Genomic DNA, 21154 nt, shown 5'->3' with positions numbered 1-21154 from the left:
CTGCCCCCTGCCGTTTAGCATACGGGGGCCAGGCATCAATTAATTGTTGATTCTATGCTGATAATTAATATTTTTTTCCTTTCTTCTATATGAATACAAAGTAAATAATAGAATAAACCATAGAGGTGTCAACATTAAGGCAGGACGTGTTTCTTCAGCAAACAGCATAATAATGAGAATCATAGCAAACAACGTTAGGACAGCGTAATTAATAAATGGTGTCAATGGTGCTTTAAATTTTGATTTTGCATGTAAATGCGGACGTGTTTTCTTATAGCTTAAATGGCAAATTAGAATGACACCCCAAACCCAAATAAAACAAATGGCACTAATGGTTGTCACGATTCCAAAAGCTTGTTCCGGAATAAGCTTGCTCAAAAGAGCTCCCACTGAAACAACAAGCGTTGATATCCATAACGCGTTCCCTGGTACATGATTTTTATTCAGTTTTGCAAAATTAGCTGGCGCCTGGTCATTAGTGCTTAAATTATATAGGATTCGACTTGTTGAAAACATCCCGCTGTTACAAGCAGAAGCGGCTGAAGTTAATACGACAAAATTAATAATTCCTGCGGCAATCGGAATCCCGACTAAACTAAACGTTTTGACAAAAGGACTTTCTGCTGCATTTAGTTCCGTCCATGGATTAATACATAATAGGACGATAAGTGCGCCAACGTAGAAAAAAAGAATTCTTAAAGGAATTTTATTAATGGCCGATGGAATGTTTTTTTGTGGATTAGATGTTTCTGCTGCGGAAACACCCACTAATTCTACACCGACAAATGCAAATACAACCATTTGGAATGAAAGTAAGAAACCTGAGATTCCGTTTGGAAAGAGTCCCCCATGTTCCCAAAGATTTTTAATAGTAACCGTTCCTGCATTTGTCGTGAATCCCTTCATCAGCAAAATAACCCCAATACCGATTAATGCAAGAATCGTTATTACCTTTATTAAAGCAAACCAAAACTCCAATTCTCCAAAAAGCTTTACAGTTAATAGATTGAGTCCTAATAAAATGATCAAACAGATGATTGCAGGTACCCATTGTGGAATATCAAACCAATATTGTACATATACACCAACAGCAATAACATCAGCCATAGCAGTCATAATCCAACAAAACCAATATGTCCATCCGGTTACAAACGCTGCCCGTGGTCCAAGATAGTCTTCGGCAATGTCTGTAAAAGATTGATAACCTGCTTTAGACAACAGGAGTTCTCCAAGCGCCCTCATAACAAAAAAAAGGGCGATACCCACGACTAAATAGGCAAGGACGATGGATGGCCCTGCCAGTTGTATGGCTTTACCGGACCCCAAGAATAATCCGGTGCCAATAGTACCGCCAATTGCGATTAGTTGAACATGCCGATTTGCTAAATCCCTCTTTAATTCTTGCTGTGCCAATCCTAACTCCCCCTTAAAATTAATTGAATATTTTTAGTGTGAAATGATGAGCAGTAGAGTAAACCAATAAAAAAAGAGATTGGATGTTCTCCAATCTCTTAGGTCTAAGAATAACAAATAAAATCTGTCATGCTAACGATTATCAGCATAACAAATAGATATTCAGTACTCTTCTGTCCTTTTGCCTGAGATTGTGAACCCTTCGGCGCCGTGGAATTCCCACGGTCTCTCCAGAAGCTGCTCCTGCTATAGTGTGATCCATAGCAATCATAGCTTGCTAATTATTAAATTTTTTTAATAGCGATATCTATTTCCAAATAATTTTTAATTTTAGTAGTAGTTAAATATTTTGTCAACAACAAATTATAAATCCATTTCAATTATTTAACTGCTCAGGAAGAGGAAATTTTAGAATTATTCAATAAAAAAACCGCCATTTGAGACCCGGATTCAGACTGGATCTTACCGTTTCTGCATTGCCCTGTCCGAATGAGACCCGCTTTCGGACTAGATCTAGCTTTTTTACCTGCCCTGTCTGGTTTAAATACTACTTTTTTTGGAAAAATAATTTCAAGATAAAAAGTAAGAAAGTAGGTAAAGAAATTTGAAAACGAACCAAGAAATTCCTTCAAATAAAGAAGGACAGGAAGATAGTAAAACGGGGGAACATCAACTCTCAGCAATGAATTTACTGTGGATTGGGCTAGGTGGCATCATTGGAGGTGGTTTTTTTCTTGCGTCAGGGTTACCTATAAGCTATGCTGGTCCCGGAGTGATTTTTGCTTATCTACTAGGTGGTTTAATAACAACCCAGATTGCAGGTGCACTGACCTCTCTGACTGTCAATCATCCCGTTAGTGGCTCCTTTAAGGTCTACGCGGAAGAAATCTTAGGACCTTTTATAGGATTCTATGTAGGTTGGACCTTTTGGATAGCTGCTGTTCTAAGTATTGGGTCTGAGACCATTGCCATGTCAATTTTTTCAAAACTGTGGTTTCCAAACACCCCTGTATGGTTATTAACAATTATTTATTCAGCAATAGTTATCGCATTAAATGCTTTTGGCTTGAAAAACTTTGGTAAAATTGAAACTTTCATGTCTTTCATTAAAGTATCTGCCTTAGTTTTATTCATCATTATCGGTATCGCAGCGATGCTTGGAGTATTTACTGCTACTCATCCTATTGGAGTTAAGACTCTATTAGATAACGGAGGTTTTTTTCCCAAAGGTTTCAAAGGATTCCTCCAATCAATGTTAATTGTCATTTTTTCCTATGCCGGAATTGGTGTGGTTGCGTTGGCATCCTCAGAGGCTAAAGATCCGAGACAAGATATACCAAAAGCCATGTTTCGACTTCTAATCATCTTGGTTTTACTATATGTTGTCTCAATTTTAACAGTTCTCTGCCTAACCCCGTGGAATCAGATTTCAACCGATCAATCGCCCTTTATATCGGCCTTAGAGTCAATTAATATCCCTTTTGCCGCTTCAATCATGAATGCTGTGATCCTTGTGTCATCATTTTCTGTAATGACTGGGTCATACTTTTCCGCCATAATGATGCTAGTTTCTTTAGGAACCTCTCATCAAGCTCCAGCCTTTGTGAGTAAAAAAAGTAAGAATGGAGTATATTATGGAAGCTTGATTATTACAGCAATAGGACTAGTTGCTATTATTATTACTTCTTACATTTTGCCCAGCAAAATTTACGATTATTTAATTTCTGCATCAGCTTATTTTTCATTCTTTAGTTTGGGTATTATTTTACTTTGCTTTATACTATGGCTAAAAACTGTTGCCAATAAGGAAATTTACAAATCCCCTCTAGCATTTGGTGCTCCGTGGTCAACAGTTATCACATTAGTTATACTATTGATTTTAATTATATTTTCCTTAAGCGTTACCGACCAACGTATGGGGTTTTACTTCGCTTTAGTTATTTCAGGTGTTATCTCTATTGTTTACTTATCAATATTCCGTAAATTTAATGATAAAACTTAACAAACCCATAAAAAAAGAAACCTCATTTACCTATGTACGGTTCACCGTAGATAGTCTATATGAGGTTTTTCTGAAATGATATTTAAAGAAACGATTTAAGGCCTATTCTATTGAAACTATTTATGCTTTTTTAACAAATTCCGATTTTAATTTCATTGCTCCAAAACCTTCAATTTTGCAATCGATATTATGGTCTCCATCAACCAAGCGTATATTTTTTACTTTAGTACCTTGTTTTAAAACCGATGAACTTCCTTTTACCTTAAGGTCTTTGATGACTGTGACAGTATCACCGTCGTTTAATATATTTCCATTTGCATCATTAACCGACTTATTATCATTACTATTGTCCATTTCCTCAGTCCACTCATAACCACATTCTGGGCAAATAAAAAGATTTCCATCCTCATAAGTATATGCTGAATGACATTTTGGACAATTAGGCAAGTTACTCATTATTTTATTTCCTCCGCTAGCCAGTTTAATAAATTTCCACAAATACTATTTCTGTTTATACACCATATTACGAAAAAAATAAAGTGAAATAAAGATCTCATTTACTTATGATACGGTTCACCGTAACATATCTAAATGAGGTGCTTTAGAAAAGAAAAAAAGTGAAGCCATATTGTGCTCCACTTCAATCTTTATCTTTTTGAACTTTAAAGCTATCTTATATTCTTTTGTTTCTGCTTTTCAATATCATGTATTTTTTCATATTTTCTATACATCAACCATGCAACAACTGAGAAAATAACGGGTCCAGCCACACTCCAAATGGTTGTTTGCATATCCCCTTCTAAAGCTGGCTGTACGATACTGAAGAAATTTGCAAGTCCAACTGTTAGAACTACAATACATGTCCAAAAATTTGCGCTCAATTGCGTTTTATATACAATAAACGGCTTATTGATTTCCACTTTTTTCTTAAAATACGGGAATGCAAGTGCTATAAATACATACGGTATTGTCATAGCCACGTTAGTCATCGAAACGAGTATGTTAAAGAATGCGGACATTGTGCTTCCACCGAAAGCGATTAGTGCGATCATTACACAAACAATAGCAGCTTGAAACCACATAGCATTAACAGGCAGCCCATTCTTTGTTTCACCGATTTTTCCAGGCCACAATCTCTTAGGCGTTCCTTCAATCATCTGCTTTAACGGTGAAAACATCAAGGTAAAGAACGCACCGGACAGTGCCAGGAACATTGAAAGTCCAATGTATCTTGCAACCCCAAATCCCAAAGCCGTAGCTGTAGCATGGCTTGCTCCAAAAGCGGTACCTATTGAGTAGCCTAAATTGGCCATAACTATATAACTAGCGTTTCCCAGGTTAACATTCGCTATACCCATTACAGATGCCCAGTTTGTGAATATTCCAATTAATAGTATTCCTATTGAATACCCTACAGAGATTATGGCTGCAGATAAAAGAATTCCTTTCGGAAACGTTTTTTCTGGATTTTCTGTTACATCTACTAAACCGCCTACTGCTTCAAGTCCGCCATAAGCGAAGAGGGCATATACTACAAAGGCTAACGAAGCAATAATATCTCCTGCATATTTAGGATTTGGTGTTTGAGTAAATGAATGTAACCCTGTAATCGGCTGTGCCAAATATCCATGATTACCTATAAGTACTGCTATTGCACCAACCCAAAGAAATACATTCAATAACAAGACTGCAGTACCACCTAAAGAGGTTACTTTCTTAATCTTATCTAGACCCTTTGTTGATGTATAGGTTACTATAAGAATCCATACAATTCCTAAAACCCCCAGAACCTGAGGTCCTCGAAGATTAAATAAAGTCCAGCTTTGTGTTGTATCTTGTCCAAAGATAGCATTTGACACCGGAACCCACATACCGGATGCGACATTAACCATCCAAGTTATATAAGAAAAATACCACATGAACGTTCCTATAAATGCAAATTTTGGACCGATGGATTTTTCCATCCATGAGTAGATACCTCCCTTTTCCTCTTTAAAGGCGGAACCAAATTCAGCTACCATTAATGCAAAAGGAACAAAGAAGGTTATGGCTGAAAATATGTACCAAGGAATAGCGGCATAACCCATCTTATAAAATGATCTTGGAATGTTGTTGAATCCATAAACAGAAGTAAAAATCATTAATACTAGGGATACTAAAGTCAGCTTTCTGGTTATGTTTGTGTTTGACACACATTTTCCCCCTAATTAAAGTTATCATATACTTCTAACACAGAATGTTTACTTACAACCTATTTTCACCAAAATTGATATATCGATTCCTCCTTAAATATACTTAATACTACTTTTAAAAATAGAGAAGCATTTCCAGCCAACGTATATAAACGTTGAAACTAGTCAATAAAAAAACCTCATTTACTTATGATACGGTTCACCGCATCATAAATAATAATGAACTATAAATTTTATAGACAATTCATTAAGTGATGTTGTGCCTGGCACAAGCTGTATATTGTCGAAGAACATAAAGTGTTTCATGGCATAACCTGCAATATTCAAAATAAGATGCCTGACCCCCAGCCGTTAAAGCTTTAACAGACTAAGGGTCAGGCACCATTATCTCTAATTATTAATCAGATTGAGAATATCTTTAGGATTTTCAAAAATATACTTTGCATTTTCAAATCCTGATGTAGTTCGTGCCCCCCATAAAGCTAGACCAAAATCTACACCAGCTGCGTTTGCACATTGCATATCGTATATTGAATCACCTATATAAATAGCTTCATCCGCTTTACAGCCTAACATCTTCAGTGCTAGTTCTAATGGATCCGGATTAGGCTTACGTTTTTCTGTATCACTCGCACAAACGACCGAGTGAAAATGATGATCGATATTTAATAAATAAAAGCTATGGTTCATTTCTTCAGCAGTTTTAGAGGTTACAATACCGGCTTTAGGAAGCCCATTAATCACGTCAATAATTCCTTCAAATATAGGAACATTTTTCATTAAGGGTTTTTCCTTCTCTAGCCATGATTCAAGTGTGGTTGGAATATCAGCAATATTTAATATTTCTAATGTAGTCAGACCGGGAATACCGAGTGAAAAACGGAGTTCATCTAAATCTTTTTCAATTCCTTGTTCCTTTAATGTTGCTTGTAATGCTGTAAGCCCAATCAACTCAGAATCGATAATCGTCCCATCTAAATCAAAAATAAACGTACTATACATTCTCTTCAACCTCCCATATTTTATCTGTTTAGAATAGGATAAAATATGAAATGGATTTCAGGTCAATAGCTAAATGGATGAACGTTCGATAATTCTATAAGGTATTTCAATTTTTTGTCTAGATTTGTTAATGACAAGATCAAAAGCTTGTTCACCAACCTTAATTAATTGATGATCTACCGAAGAAATCCCCATTCCAATACCAATGGGTTGGTTTTCTTGTCCTATGATAGCTAAATCATCGGGTACTCTCATATTGATAGATTGAGCATACTGATACATCCCGCCAGCCACTTCATCCCCATTTGCATATATTGCCGTTGGTCTTGTTTTTTGACTCAACAGCTTCTTTCCGGCATTATATCCATCCTTAAAACTAGAACAATCTGATAGATAAAACTCGGTTTGAAGTTCTCCAAATACTTCTTTATAAGCTGTAATAAGTTGACTTGTACTCATGCTTTCCATTCCTCTAACAGTTGTAAAGGCTACTTTACTATGTCCTTTTTCTTTAAGGTATTTAAAAGCATCAAGATACGAGGCGTATCTATCTATATAGGAGCATCCTATCTCCGGATGATTCGTATATTCACATGAAACGACTGAACCATAATTAGTATAGGGGATTATCGACTCCCAATTATTTGACCTTGACGTGATGATTATTCCATCGAGCAATTTATTTTTCAGCATTGAAAGATACTCTATCTCTTTATCTTTATTGTATTTAGTTGGGAGAACAGTAATGGAATAATCCTTCTCAACAGATTGATTAAGCACCCCATGTAACATTTGATCGAACGCTTGATTGTTGTTATATGGAATGATGACGCCAATCATTCTTGTCTCTCCACGAATTAAATCGACCGCATTTTTATTAGGGGTATAATTCATTTCATCAATAACTTTCAGAACGATGGCTCTTTTTTCTTCAGATACATATTTATAGTTGTTTAAAACTCTTGATACGGTCGTCACTGACACACCGGCCATCTTAGCGATTTCGTTAATATTTGTCATCTAATCCTTCCCTTACACAGAGACTCGTTATACTGCTTTAAGATTAGTGCCGAGCCACTGGCACCGCCCGAATCCCCTAAGAATATTTTAACATAAATTTCCTATACCCTCTAAAGAAGGTGACTAACACAATTTCGTCTCAACATAAACGGTGAATTGTGCCAGCGAAAAAAAGGATCGATGCTTTGAACAAACATAGGGGGGCAAAAAAGACAGCATAATTGAATATATGCATACATATATTTATAAAACATTTTCACTTGAAAGGGGGATCTTTACCTATGGATATTTGCATTTCTTGTGGAAAGGAATTATCAATTATGGAGAGGAACAGAACTGAATGCTGGGAATGCAGAGAAATCACAGTAGAAGCATATACGGAAGAGGAATAAATAATTCAGATACTATGAAAATAAAAGAAACGGCCCTACTCCTCAGAAAAAGGTGCCTGACCCTTAATGAGTTAAAGTCCTAACATCAGGGGAGGTACCTATGCTGGAATAATTCATTAGACTTTTCCTGTAATCCAGTAATTCCAAAACTTTTGCACAGAGTATTCTTCCATTTCAAATTTTTCAGTAGTAATTTCACTTCACGTTCACTATAGTAATTTCCCATCTCCCATCCTCATTTTGTAAACAAAGTGCCTTTTTAGGAAATCCACCACTTAAGCTAAATAAATCTTTTGATACATTTGAATTAATAGATGTAATTCATTTTTTTCATATTTTACCACCCTCCCAAAAATCTTAAATGAGACTGGGTCTAGCGAGCAGTGATAGTCACTGTTCGCTTTTCTTTTGTTGATTTTTTATCGTAATCACAAATACCAAAAACTTTTTCTTTAATAATTGGCGTCTTTTTTATAGAATCCAAAAGGAGGTGCCAAGCGATGAAGAAAAAAGATCAAGAAGAATTACTTACAGATTTCGTAATGGAAAACAAAGAGAAATTTTATCGATTAGCATATAGTTACGTTAAAAATGAAGAGGATGCTTTAGATATTATTCAAGAGTCAATCCACAAAGCCCTAAAAGGGATTCATACCTTAGAAAATTCTCAAGCGTTAAAAAGTTGGTTTTTTCGCATCGTAGTTAACACATCATTAGATTTATTACGCAAAAAGAAAAAGGAAATGGTAGTGGATGATGATACTATAGAATTTTTTAGCCCCAAAAAGAATGACACATATGAAAATGTTGATTTAACCAAGTTACTCAATGAATTGCCGCCTAAATATCGAACTGTTATTATTCTTAAATTTTTTGAAGACCTAAAAATTCGTGAAATAGCTGAAGTTCTAAATGAAAAGGAAAACACGATTAAGACTCGTTTATATAAAGGACTTAAAATGCTGCGAATAGAAATGAATGATATTTCCTATATGGGAGGTTGATACAATGGATAAAAAAATGGAGGCATTAATGAAAGAATATAATGACATTCCTATCCCTAGTCAGTTAGACTTTGTTGTTAAAAAGGCACTAAAACAAAAGCCTAAGAAGCGCATAATGACAAAAGTGGCGGTCGGACTAGCTGCATCTGCTGCTATCTTTATTGGAGGATTAAATGCAAGTCAGACATTTGCCATGACTATGGCTGAGGTTCCTGTTCTAAAAAATGTGGTGAAAGTATTAACATTTAGAGAATTCAAGGTTGATGAGGAAACGTACCATGCAGATATTAAAGTACCTTCGATTAATAACCTTGATAATAAAGAATTACAATCAACATTAAATCAAAAATATCTAAAAGAAAGTGAAGAACTCTATCAACAATTCCAGGCTGATATGAAAGATCTAAAGGAAAGTGGCGGCGGACATTTAGGCATAGAGAATGGGTACGAAGTAAAAACAGATACTGACCAGCTCTTATCCATTGGACGTTATACGGTAAACACAGTCGGATCGTCATCAACAACGTTCCATTTTGACACGATTGATAAGAAAAATAAGCTGCTAATCACCTTACCAAGCCTATTTAAAAGTGATGCCTATGTTGATTTGATCAGCAATGAAATTAAAAAGCAAATGATTACTCAAATGGAACAAGACTCTGACTTAACTTACTGGGTAAAGAATCCAAATAAAGAAGGAAATGATCCACTAGACACTTTTGAAAAAATAAAGCCTGATCAAAATTTCTACATTAACAAAAATAACAAATTGGTCATTAGTTTTGACAAATATGAAGTGGCTCCTGGTTATATGGGTATTGTTGAATTCGTCATCCCTACGGACGTCCTAAAAGACACTCTGGTGAGCGATGAGTATATAAAATAGCATCCACGAGGAGAAGATAGTTTGACACTTACCTTTACCTAAGATAAAAGAAATAAGGATATCCCAAAAGATTCTGACCCCACTTTCAACACTCAATTTACAGCTGATTTTCAAGTGACGATCAGCTATATATTGTAGGTTGAGGGGTTTGACTCTTTTTTCTGGGATATCCTTATTTTGATTTCTTTGAACCCCCCCTTTGTTCTGTTTTATCCACATTAATTAATGGCAGTTTACATTGCCAAGTCTATTTTTCAATTAAAAATCAGTACAAAAGCAGGTTAAACTTTTTCTTTATGCCGTACGTCTATTTTTCGTATGCAACAAAGAATACGTATCAAGGAAAGAGACACTCTTTTTTAATGAAGAAAAGTCAGTCTTAACATAAACTTATACAATTTATAACAGAAAACAAGGTTAACTTTTATCGATTCGCACATAGTTTAGATCAGGTGGTTCAAAAAACTTTACATCATCCACAAAAAAAATTAACCTTATCTTTGTCTCTATACGGTCTATCCCCCTTATCTGCCATATGAAGTGAGGGAATGCTTTGAATTTACTTTAGGCATTACCATGATCGTTAATTTTCATCATTTAAACATGTATTTTTTAATAGAAAGGAAAAATCATCTATGAACTACTTACCTATTTTAAAAAACAAATTTCGAACAAAAAATACTGACTTGGATTTAAGGGTGAAAGACCATGACGACTAACCCTAAAGTGCAAAACAGAAGATACCTAGAAGGATTAGATGGTCTAAGAGGTTTAGCAGTGCTTTCTGTCATTTTCTATCATATTGGATTCCCTTGGGCATCTGGAGGTTTTTTAGGTGTAGTCGTGTTCTTCGTGCTGTCTGGCTACCTTATTACTGATATCATAATGACTGAGTGGGAGCAGCGAAGAAGAATTAATTTAAAAAATTTCTGGATTCGCCGTGCTAGACGCTTACTTCCAGCCATGCTCACAATGTTAGTGATCATTATTGGCTGGGTAAGCTTGTTTCATCATCATCTTTTAGAAAAATTGCAAGCGGATGCTCTAGCTGCTTTACTATATATTAGTAATTGGTGGTACATCTTTCATCACCAATCCTATTTTGATAGCTTTCAATCACCATCATTATTAACTCATTTTTGGTCATTAGCAGTAGAAGAACAATTTTATCTTTTCTGGCCATTGCTGCTTGCATTCGGGTTACGCTTTATCTCTAAACGTTCAATCTTATTTATTACTCTCACCTTAATCGGTATTTCTGCATTAACAATGGCCATATTATATGAACCCGGATCGGATCCAAGTAGAGTCTATTACGGGACTGATACAAGAGCTTTTTCTCTATTAATTGGTTCTGCTCTTGCACTTATTTGGCCAAGTCAAAAGCTTGCTGCCAAAGTACCATTAGCTTTACGACTTGTCCTTAATTTAATCGGGACAATTGCGCTTGTAGTGATCCTTTTAATGGTTGGACTTACCAATCAATATGACCCTTTCCTATACCGTGGAGGGATGGTTTTATTATCAATTGCTTCTATGTTATTAGTTGCCGTGCTCGTTCATCCAGCTAACAGCATTAGTAGAGTCTTTAATTTTAAACCACTAAGATGGATTGGTATCCGTTCCTATGGGATCTATTTGTGGCAATATCCCGTCCTTATTTTAACTAGTCCAGCAATAAATACAACAGGAATTTCGATTGGCAGAGTTATATTCCAATTAACATGCATTATTGTATTGGCGTCTTTATCATGGAAATTTATCGAAAATCCAATTCGCCTATATGGATTGAAAGAAACGTGGAGAAGAATTGCTACAAAGAAATCGTTTCATAATCGTTTTATTATTAGACGCTGGATTGTCCTTGGCGGAGGTGTGCTAATAATCCTTGTCTCATTTATAGCTATTCACAATGTGACTATTGCAAAAACAGATAAAAAAGAGGAAACGCATGCTGCAATTAAAGAAGATCGTTCTAATAATCAATTAGAAATAGAACAGAAGAAAAAGGAACCTCCTTCCCCTGATGTTCATTCAAAAAAAGAAGAGCTAACAAAACCAGACGGTGAAAATAAACTTCCGCAAACAGAACCCTCTAGCGAAAAAAATGAAACGGTGACAGCAATTGGTGATTCTATATTACTTGATGTTGCCCCTTATTTAACTGAATATTTTCCTTCATTAAATGCCGACGGAAAAGTAGGCCGTCAAATGTCTCAAGCATTGGATGTAGTAAAAAGAATGAAGCAAGAAGGAACATTAGGGGATACTGTAATTATCGAACTCGGCACAAATGGCCCATTTACTGAGAATCAATTAATATCAATGATTGAATTAATTGGAAATAATCGAAAAATTATTTTCATCAATACCCGTGTCCCACGTCCTTGGGAAACTGAGGTAAACAATACTCTAAAAGAAGTAACCGAAAAATTCGATAATACCACTCTGGTTAATTGGTACGCCGCCAGTGCAGGGCACAATGAATATTTTTCACCCGATGGTGTCCACTTAAATGAAAAAGGAGCTAAGGCCTACGCAGAACTAGTGGCAAAGTCGGTTGGAAAATGAGCAGTGACTATGAAAATTGAATATTGGTGTATATTTTGTTTTTAATCCTAGTACTTATCACATCAGTAGAGTCTCCTCCGGGGAATTTTCCTTCGGACATATGGAACTCAAATAAGAGTAAGAGATTCCTTATTTAAGTGAATTACGACATTATATTCAGGTCAAAATTACCACCTTAATTTTCTTTTCCACTTTCAGACAGTCACTGTTAGTCAGTTTTTTATGTATAAAAAAAGGAAGTGATTTCAATTCACTTCCTTTTTTCTATCCGTTATTCTAGAAGTTCTAGCACAATCTCGGGGACGCAATCCTTCTTAAGAACAAATTTAAAGGTTTGACTGTCTTTCAACGTTAATTGAATCGCTCCGTTTAGCGGACCATTCGCTTCAATACAGTCCTTTATATCCTTTCTATGGACACTCATCGCCAATTTAATTTCAGAGTCTGAATGTAACTTATACACAAGAATTCTTTGATTGGTTAAGACGAAAACGATTGGCATGTTATACTTTGTTAGCCAGGAAATCTCAGGGAATATCTTCATCACCCAATTTGTTGGAGCTGTTCTTCCCCCAGCAATCGTAATGATGTATTCATCGACCTCTAAATCCGACATCACACGCTCCTCGTATTTATTCGTCAAACTCATTCCACTCACCCTTTATCGCCAAAAATTAATCATGTTGCACTGCTTCCATGCCTTGAACCCCCGGCACCTCTTTTCCCAACACCTTATTTATTTGAGCTTAGATGCATACTTTCAGTTAATTGACTCATTTTTTCCAGGGTTAGATCAGGTTGATCCATTATAATTGTATACCTCATCCCGTTTTCATCCCAGGTTACCGCACTGATTTCTTCCATATAACCCGCATGCTGTCCGCGAATTTTAGAATCCTCCCCTTCTATTTCCATACCCTTTTCCTTTGGAGTAGGAAAAATTGACAAGGAAAAGGTGGATCCTTCAGCTGTCTCATAAGAAATCGTTACCTCGGTTCGATTCAATTCTCCCTTTAGGTTTAACCATTCTACTCTTTCCAATTTTGCTGTCTTTTCATCAAAAATAAGAAACGGTTCCCCCAGCGCTTTCTCTGCTTCTTCGATAGTCCCGGTCGTTGGCTGAAGACTATTATCTAGGTTCTCAATTTTTACATTTTTTGGGATATTCAAAGTAAAGGTATCGTTATCGAATTTAGGAGTGAAGTCCAGCTTTTTGTATTCCATTTCAGATCGGCTGTCACCTGAATTGGTAATCGCCTTCACTATAAACCAAGTCTTTTGATCTACCCAATATTCCATATCACCTAAAACAGATTTCTTCGATTTAGCTTTTACCTTTAAATGGTATGTATCAAGACCGAGGATCTTTTCCTCTCCTACCACTTCATACGTATGGGTTTTCCCCAATCCCTCAAGTAACTTTGTTAATTGTTCTTTCGGGGTTATCGAAGCTGGGCTTTCCTCATCTGAAAATGGTATACTCATAGCTTTATCACTACCTTGTTCGTAAGTAATTACCTTTTTACCATCGTTAAGAGAAAACACTTGTTGATTATTTTTTTTATGGTCAGTTGTTATCACTTTCCTCTTTTGGTCATTGCTTACAAATTCTTCAAAACTTATATTCTCAGTAACCTCTTTACCGGTGTAGAATTTCATTTCAGCCTTGCCATAATAGGCATCAAACTTCTTGTCAGCTTCTAGTACATTTGAAACAATTTCCTCTGCGGAGGCAGTCAGTTCTCCAGAACATCCTCCTAATAAACCGATAGATAACGTTGTACCAATTAGTAATTGTTTAATCTTCATTTTTTGTAACCTTCCTTTCATTTAGCCAACAAGCTACTAATGTTCCATATCCTGCCGTTGACCAAAGCTTTATTTTTCCATCATGCTGCTCCACCAGCATTTTTGCTACACTTAGACCGAGCCCTGAGCTGCCGCCCGTTCCTCTCGCCCCTTCACCTTGTACAAAAGGTTGAAAAATCCTCGTTTGCATTTCAATCGGAATCGCATTTCCTTGATTTTGAATAATGAGTAGCGTTCCACCCATTCTCCAAGCATTTACTTCTTGAAAAAATGGCGGGAATACCCAATCCGGAAGGGCCGTATCCGGTGGAATCGCTGCCAGCCAGATTCTTTTCCCTGGATCAGTATGACGGATGGCATTCGCCACCAAATTATCCATTACCCGCATCATCTGTTTGACATTGACATCATAGGTAGACTGAACACATTGAAATACATCCAATCTGATACCCTTTTTTTTACACGGCTGTTCATAGCCCGATAAAAGCATGTCGAAGAATTCCTCCCCGTCTACTTCGACCAATTCCGGCCTTTCCTGTACGGATTGCAGCGCTGTATAGACTGCTAAATCATCAAGCATTTGTTTCATATAAGCAAGCTTTTCAAATAAAATCGTCCGGTACTCCTGCTTTTCTTTTTCAGATAACTTATTTTCAGTTTGCAATGCTTCTGTATAAGCTTGAATAACCGTTAGCGGTGTTTTTAAATCATGAGATAAAGCCGCAACAATAAATTCCTTGTCCTTTTGCTGAAGAGAAAGTTCATACTGTGTTTGTTCTAATTGTGACCTCATTTGATGAAAATGTGTAAGTACCTCACCAATTTCATCCTTTCCTGTTCTAATTTCCATTTGTACAGGCTGACCTTTCGCAAACGCCGTCATTTGCGACCGTAAATGCTGCAACGGCCGATTAAACTTTCGATTTAAGAGCATGACGACAACGACATAAATGAGAATAAAAAAACCGCAAAATAGAATGAACAGTAACCAAGAACGATGATTCACTCCCTCAACCCATGTGCTGCGGCCAAACGTTATCTCGTAAATTCCAACAAGCTTACCATCTGCAAATACAGGCTTTTTCACAATATAAGTTCGCAGATTTTTCTTTACCTCATTTAAGTCTTTGTAAAGAAGATCTACCTCTTGAGGATTTAGGTTGCTTGAAGAGGGATCCTCAATCGATGAAAATAGCATCCGTCCATCAGAACGAAACAATGATATTTTTACTGTTTCACTTGCATGCTTCTGAATTGCTTTGTATTTGGTTTTTTGTTGGCTTTGATAGAGTGATGGATCCTTTAGTACGGGTTCTAATTCGATTAATTTCTTATTCACTTCCATAAACTCAATCATATCCTGCTTTTGATCGAAGTGACTGATGGTGACATACAGGAAATAGAGGGCGGCAACCGGCAATAGCATGACAAGAAAGTAACTTATCATTAACCAATATTTTATTTTCATCCTGCTTGTTCACCTATAAAGCGGTAGCCTACACCCCAGACGGTCTGAATAAATTTGGCTGATCGTGTTTCATCCTGGAGTTTAGTACGAAGGCTTTTAATATGAACCGTTACCGTGTTATTGCCATCCATATCTTCCTGCTGCCAAATATGCTCATATAGTTCCGATTTCGTAAACGTTCTAAACGGATTTTTTGCCAACAGATAGAGTAAATCTTCTTCTTTCGATGTAAGCAGCAGCGGCTCTTCATTCAAGTACACGATATTTTTTGAATAGTCGATAGAAAGCCCGTGCAAAAAGTTGACTATATTTCCATGATGATCCTTCTTCGTATAGCGGCGATAGCGCCGTAAATGGGAAGCTATTCTTGCACTCAACTCCACCAAACTAAATGGCTTTGTCAAATAATCATCCGCCCCAAGGTCAAGCCCGCGGATTTTATTCTCATCCTCATGTCTAGCACTCACGATCAGCAATGGTACATCACTTTCCAACCGAATCGTTTTACAAAGAGTAAACCCATCCATTTCTGGAAGCATCAAATCTACTAAAGCAAGGTCATATCGGTCGTGCTTGAAATCATCCCAGCCTTCTTTACCAGTTGACGCCCATGTCACCCTGTACCCTTCCTTCCTTAGGTGGTCACAGACAATTCGCGCGATTTCCTTGTCATCTTCCACTAGTAAAATAGTTTCTTTCTCACTCATCAGCTATCCCTCTTTCAATTTCCATTATAATCATGATAAACTACCGCTCTAGATTTCTTTATAAACTCTTAATAATTGGTACTTTCTATATTGAGCTACTAAAAAAACTTCCACATTTAATTAGAAAACTAGTAAACTACAGTTAAATTTTGTTATGTACTTTGTTATTCTATCTAAAAATAAGACATCGCATGAAAAAATTTTTTTTCAATTATTAATCGTTTATTCATAATTTGTTCATTTCTAGGGTTTAAGATAATTACATGAAACGGACATGATCTTTTCATAGCCTTTCATCCCCCTTTTAATATATATTTTTTGTCCGGCCTATGGCCGGATATTTTTTTGACATTCTTACTTTACTCGACTTCAGATTAATAAAGGATAGATAGAAATGTGAAACCTTTTAAATGATTGATTTGACAAGGGACTTCCCAAAAAAATAGCTGTAATTCCTATGGAACAACAGCCAGCTTGCTTTATTAATTTACTTAACTCTATACGGTTCTAAAATATCTATGACACTATTAATACAACTGTTCCCCGCACCCCAATCAAACCGGAAGATAGCTCCTTGGGCAGTGCCAGAAGCTGCTGCATGTACTTTTGTAGCACCTTCAAAGTTATCGATAGTAACCGTCATTGAACCACGATTACCTGAGCGATAATAGTATTTTTCTAACACTAAAACAATCAATTCAATATTCCCGATTGAACGATGATAACGATCAATTAATGTACCTGAGATACTTCCATTTACAATTTCCTCCTCCACTTTGTCACTTGCTTCTTTAGGAGTTATCGACACGACGATCTCACTAACATCCATAATACTCCCCCTCCTAAAAATTGTTTTCCTAAACTAACTTCAACCTAAATTTCATCAAATGGAAATCTTATCCTCCCATACGTTTTTGAATTTATTTTAGTTTCACTTTCTTATATATTTCATATCTTTAGCATCCTTTACACAAAATTTTCAAAAAAACCGTCCCACCCATTTCGTTAAAGTGGTAACGCATCGTAGGTCAGGCATCAATATCCCCCAAATTTTTCTAAGCAGGCGCCTTACATTTACCATCAAATCAAAAAATGGGGGTGAGCGTCTCTTTACATCAAGCACTTTTTATAAGAGCTTTCATGCCTAAGCAGCCATTCCTTTCTCCACAAACCACCTGCTAACCAGTATGATGCTGTTTAACAAAATATGAAAATTTTTACTATTTACAATCCATTATTATGTATAATTGACTTATCTAAAAATTCAAGTTACATGTTTATGGAGATAGTCATATGAGTAATAAGAGTTCAAGTAATTATGTCTTACATGCCAAAAGCAGCCAATTTTACTGGGAAGGAAATGGCCAATTATCCATTAAAACATTCTCTAATGGGAAGGCGCATTATAAGACCAGTAAAGGCTTTTTTGCTGTTGAAGAGAGCAGATACCTGCTTCTTAATGAAGGTTCCTATACAATTTTAATTGACGAAAATAAGGAAGTTGAATCTTTTTGTATCTTTTTTAAAGATGGATTTGCAAAGGAAGTTTTAAAGACCTATAGAGAATCAACCCATAAACTTCTAAGTGATCCTTTTATGGAAACAAGTTCTATTGGTTTCTTTGAAAAAACATTTCATACACCTCAAAGACTATCTTCTCAGATAAACATATTTAAAGAGAACTTATCAGTCCTTAAGAATGATCTAGTTGGTTATGAGGAACAATTCCACAAATTAATGCAAACTTTATTGTTCGCACATTTCGATACATTGAAAGAAGTCGAATCCTTACATGCGATACGAACTTCTACACGTGAAGAATTATATAGAAGGATCAGTACGGCCCATGATTATATCAGGTCCTTTTATAACAAGCCAATAAAATTAAATGACATTGCTCGGATTGCTTGCCTTTCGCCAAACCATTTATTAAGAACTTACTCACAAATATTTGGCAAAACGCCTCATCAGCATATTTCTGAATATAGGATTCTAAAGGCAAAGGACCTTTTAAGAAATTTAGACTTCACTATTACAGATATAACTTTTGAACTGGGATTTACTAACCCTGTATCCTTTAGCAAGATGTTTAAGCAGCATGTTGGAGTTTCTCCCATTCAATTTCGTAAAAAGGTGATTTTGGATAAGAAATACTAAGTTGAATCGTTTATTCTTAATGTGAAAGATATTTGAAGGGAGAAATGTTCTTTGGAAACTAATATGATTCAAAAAGTTGGGCAAATCGGGGTACCAGTTAAAGTGTTAGACAGGGCAATACAATTTTACAAAGATAAACTGGGGCTTGCCCTTTTATTTAATACAGACAGTATGGCTTTCTTTGAATGCAACGGTCTGCGTCTCCTGTTAAGCCTGCCAGAAAAAGATGAATTTGCTAATTCAAGTTCAGTTGTTTATTTTCAAGTTAAAAATATCAAGAAAACTTATGAGACTTTAGTAAGTAATGAAGTTACTTTTATTGATGAACCACATATCGTTGCAAAAATGGGACAAATTGAAACATGGATGACGTTTTTTAAAGACACTGAAGGGAATACTCATGCTTTAATGAGTGAAGTTCAAGCCTTATAAGAATCATTTTGAGACCGTCTAAAATAAACGGTCTCCTGTTTAATATCAGCCTATTTAATTACTCACTATCTATGAATATTTCCATCTTTTGCATTATACTATTTGTGGTTCGGTTCACGTACTGTATCTAATAAGGTTTTCTTTTTGCCTTATAAAACTTAAATTAAGGGATTTTAAAACAGAACAAAAAATTTCACCTTTAAACAAATTGTGACAAATTACACCCCACAAAAAATAGTAGTATAATAGTAATATTTAATAGTAAGGTAAACTAATCAAAAGTCTTTGATGAAATCCACAAGTTTAAAGTTGGAGAACGTTGATAGTTGGGTTACCAAATAGCGGAGGGTATGTTTATGAGTACGGCAAATGAAGCAGTTGAAGAAATTAACAAAGGACGGGTGAACCGATTCAAACGGCCTGCAAAACGTAAATTTATTGTAATTGGAATTATCATTATTATTGCATTCCTAATTGCGGGAATTAGCTATTATCAGGCAACCCGATTCAATTCGCAAGTTACGATTAATGGTACCAAAGTCGGTGGACTGACGGCTGATCAAGTAATAAATAAATTAAAAACATCTGAATTAAAAAACAGGGTCTATGTCGGAAACCAACTAATTTTAGATGAAGAAGATACGCAGATGGTATTTACGGATAAAGATCTGCCTGAGGTTAAGAAATTACTGAAAAGCCAGTGGACGTTTTTTCCTTCCTTAAAGGAAAAAAATTATTCGTTGATACCCAAAAAGGCGGATCAGTTTCGAAGCCAAACAATGAAAAAGCAAGTAGAAGAAAAGCTCCTATCAATGAATAAGAGCTTAAAAGCACCCCAAGATGCGCAGGCGAAATTGGAACAGGGTCAAATTGTCATCTCTAATAGTATTAATGGAGAACAGTATGATATCGCCGGTCTATTAAATGATTATAAGAAACAGAAATATACTAGTGATATCCATCTGAAACCCGTATTCATTCAACCAATCAAAGAGGACAGTCCGATTGTAAAAGAAGAGGAGAAAATGCTGCAGGATCTCCTACAACGGACAGTTGATTATAAGGTACAGGACAAAGTGCATCCTTTAAAAGCCAGTGAATTAATTAAAAATGCCTCTGTATCAAAAGATAAGAAGGTTACAATCACAGAGAGTGACATTAAGAACAAGATTGATGAAATTAATAGTTCTCAATCAACATTAAATAAAAATTTCACATTTAAGACCCATTCAGGTTCAGTTATTCAAGTTAAAGGACAAGGCTATGGCTGGGCAATAAATACGGAAAAAGAAACAGCAAGAATCCAGGAAGCTTTTGAAAAAGGTGAGAAATCTCTTTCTGCTACTAATATTTATGGAAATGGCTGGAGCAATGAAGGCATCGGCTATGAAACTACAGCGAATAATGGCATTGGCGACACGTATGCTGAAGTATCCATTGCGGAACAGCGTATCTGGATTTATAAAAATGGACAATTAGTGGTCACAACCAATGTGGTTACAGGTAAACACAGCACAGGTGAAGATACTTCACCAGGAGTGTGGTATATCCTCTATAAACGACCACAGTACACACTTAAGGGCAGTGCAGTAGGTAAAGCCGATTATGCCATTAAGGTAAATTACTGGGCTCCATTTACAAACAGTGGACAAGGATTCCACGATGCCAGCTGGCGGACAAACTGGGCAAGTAATGCTTATCTAACGGCAGGTTCAGGCGGCTGCGTCAACACGCCCCCTAGTATTATGAAAACCGTGTATGATACTCTCAGTACATACGATCCGGTTGTTATTTATTAAGAAGGACGGTTCTTGCTCTTCCTGTTAAGGAAGTACAAGAGCCGTCTCTTTTCTTTTTTATAAACATCTCCTAACCTGGTGCATTCAGACAGGTTTTGGATTTTTTTGCCTTGACCTGTCCGAATAAGACCCGCTTTCAGACAGGAGCTGGATTTTTTTGCCTTGACCTGTCCGAATGAGACACGCATTCAGACAGGTTCTGGATTTTTTTGCCTTTCCCTGTCCGAATGAGACCAGCATTCAGACAGGTTCTTGCTTTTTTTCCTTGCCCTGTCCGAATGAGGCCCGTATTCAGACAGG

Annotated in this window: 17 protein-coding genes and 1 riboswitch; of the genes, 7 read left to right on the top strand and 10 right to left on the bottom strand. The window is 36.2% G+C overall.

The features are described from left to right. Nucleotides 1-39 precede the first annotated feature (39 nt). The gene (locus QNH20_RS04215; protein ID WP_283921665.1) at nt 40-1413 is read right to left on the bottom strand and encodes an amino acid permease; all 1374 of its coding nucleotides are present in this window, start codon (nt 1411-1413) and stop codon (nt 40-42) included. Between the two features lie 163 nt (nt 1414-1576). Continuing rightward, nucleotides 1577-1657, bottom strand: a riboswitch (glycine riboswitch). 360 nt (nt 1658-2017) lie between these two features. Between QNH20_RS04215 and QNH20_RS04210 the strand changes: the two genes are divergently transcribed. Beyond that, nucleotides 2018-3415, top strand: coding sequence for an amino acid permease (locus tag QNH20_RS04210; RefSeq protein ID WP_283921664.1), 1398 nt, complete (start codon nt 2018-2020; stop codon nt 3413-3415). A 120-nt stretch (nt 3416-3535) separates the two neighbouring features. Here QNH20_RS04210 and QNH20_RS04205 read toward each other — a convergent pair whose 3' ends face one another. From QNH20_RS04205 to QNH20_RS04190, 4 genes are all read right to left on the bottom strand, one after another. Then, the gene (locus QNH20_RS04205; RefSeq protein ID WP_283921663.1) at nt 3536-3871 is read right to left on the bottom strand and encodes a zinc ribbon domain-containing protein YjdM; all 336 of its coding nucleotides are present in this window, start codon (nt 3869-3871) and stop codon (nt 3536-3538) included. Nucleotides 3872-4083: 212 nt separating this feature from the next. Continuing rightward, nucleotides 4084-5607: a glutamate/gamma-aminobutyrate family transporter YjeM gene (gene yjeM / locus QNH20_RS04200; RefSeq protein ID WP_283921662.1), complete on the bottom strand. Its 1524-nt coding sequence runs from the start codon at nt 5605-5607 to the stop codon at nt 4084-4086. Between the two features lie 390 nt (nt 5608-5997). Then, a complete protein-coding gene (locus tag QNH20_RS04195) occupies nt 5998-6609 on the bottom strand; it encodes an HAD family hydrolase (RefSeq protein WP_283921661.1) in 612 nt (203 codons plus the stop codon). Between the two features lie 69 nt (nt 6610-6678). Then, nucleotides 6679-7629 carry a LacI family DNA-binding transcriptional regulator gene (locus QNH20_RS04190; protein WP_283921660.1) on the bottom strand — a complete coding sequence of 317 codons (951 nt, stop codon included), beginning with the start codon at nt 7627-7629 and terminating at the stop codon, nt 6679-6681. Nucleotides 7630-8521: 892 nt separating this feature from the next. Here QNH20_RS04190 and QNH20_RS04185 point away from each other — a divergent pair. The 3 genes from QNH20_RS04185 (at nt 8522) to QNH20_RS04175 (ending at nt 12482) form a co-directional block, all read left to right on the top strand. Further along, nucleotides 8522-9025, top strand: coding sequence for an RNA polymerase sigma factor SigV (locus tag QNH20_RS04185; RefSeq protein ID WP_283921659.1), 504 nt, complete (start codon nt 8522-8524; stop codon nt 9023-9025). A 4-nt stretch (nt 9026-9029) separates the two neighbouring features. Continuing rightward, on the top strand, nt 9030-9911 hold the full coding sequence (rsiV, locus tag QNH20_RS04180) for an anti-sigma-V factor RsiV (RefSeq protein WP_283921658.1): 882 nt from the start codon (nt 9030-9032) through the stop codon (nt 9909-9911). Between the two features lie 708 nt (nt 9912-10619). Then, complete coding sequence (locus QNH20_RS04175; RefSeq protein ID WP_283921657.1) at nt 10620-12482, top strand: acyltransferase family protein; 1863 nt, start codon at nt 10620-10622, stop codon at nt 12480-12482. Between the two features lie 271 nt (nt 12483-12753). Here QNH20_RS04175 and QNH20_RS04170 read toward each other — a convergent pair whose 3' ends face one another. The 5 genes from QNH20_RS04170 to QNH20_RS04150 form a co-directional block, all read right to left on the bottom strand. Continuing rightward, nucleotides 12754-13131, bottom strand: coding sequence for a hypothetical protein (locus tag QNH20_RS04170; RefSeq protein WP_283921656.1), 378 nt, complete (start codon nt 13129-13131; stop codon nt 12754-12756). Nucleotides 13132-13214: 83 nt separating this feature from the next. After that, nucleotides 13215-14291, bottom strand: coding sequence for a LolA family protein (locus tag QNH20_RS04165; RefSeq protein ID WP_283921655.1), 1077 nt, complete (start codon nt 14289-14291; stop codon nt 13215-13217). After that, nucleotides 14281-15759 carry a sensor histidine kinase gene (locus QNH20_RS04160; RefSeq protein ID WP_283921654.1) on the bottom strand — a complete coding sequence of 493 codons (1479 nt, stop codon included), beginning with the start codon at nt 15757-15759 and terminating at the stop codon, nt 14281-14283. The genes QNH20_RS04165 and QNH20_RS04160 overlap by 11 nt, the downstream gene beginning before the upstream one ends. Then, nucleotides 15756-16466, bottom strand: coding sequence for a response regulator transcription factor (locus tag QNH20_RS04155; protein ID WP_283921653.1), 711 nt, complete (start codon nt 16464-16466; stop codon nt 15756-15758). The genes QNH20_RS04160 and QNH20_RS04155 overlap by 4 nt, the downstream gene beginning before the upstream one ends. Nucleotides 16467-16953: 487 nt before the next feature. Further along, nucleotides 16954-17295: a DUF6054 family protein gene (locus QNH20_RS04150; protein WP_283921652.1), complete on the bottom strand. Its 342-nt coding sequence runs from the start codon at nt 17293-17295 to the stop codon at nt 16954-16956. 464 nt (nt 17296-17759) lie between these two features. Between QNH20_RS04150 and QNH20_RS04145 the strand changes: the two genes are divergently transcribed. From QNH20_RS04145 to QNH20_RS04135, 3 genes are all read left to right on the top strand, one after another. Beyond that, nucleotides 17760-18623: a helix-turn-helix domain-containing protein gene (locus tag QNH20_RS04145; RefSeq protein ID WP_283921651.1), complete on the top strand. Its 864-nt coding sequence runs from the start codon at nt 17760-17762 to the stop codon at nt 18621-18623. 51 nt (nt 18624-18674) lie between these two features. Further along, on the top strand, nt 18675-19055 hold the full coding sequence (locus tag QNH20_RS04140; protein ID WP_283921650.1) for a VOC family protein: 381 nt from the start codon (nt 18675-18677) through the stop codon (nt 19053-19055). Nucleotides 19056-19411: 356 nt separating this feature from the next. Continuing rightward, nucleotides 19412-20854 carry a L,D-transpeptidase family protein gene (locus QNH20_RS04135; RefSeq protein ID WP_481858033.1) on the top strand — a complete coding sequence of 481 codons (1443 nt, stop codon included), beginning with the start codon at nt 19412-19414 and terminating at the stop codon, nt 20852-20854. Nucleotides 20855-21154: the final 300 nt, after the last annotated feature.

Origin of the sequence: Neobacillus sp. WH10, assembly GCF_030123405.1 — a bacterium.
Taxonomy (GTDB): Bacteria; Bacillota; Bacilli; order Bacillales; family Cytobacillaceae; genus Neobacillus.
The sequence above is the reverse complement of the archived record's forward strand: the minus strand, read 5'-3'. Positions and strand labels throughout refer to the sequence as shown.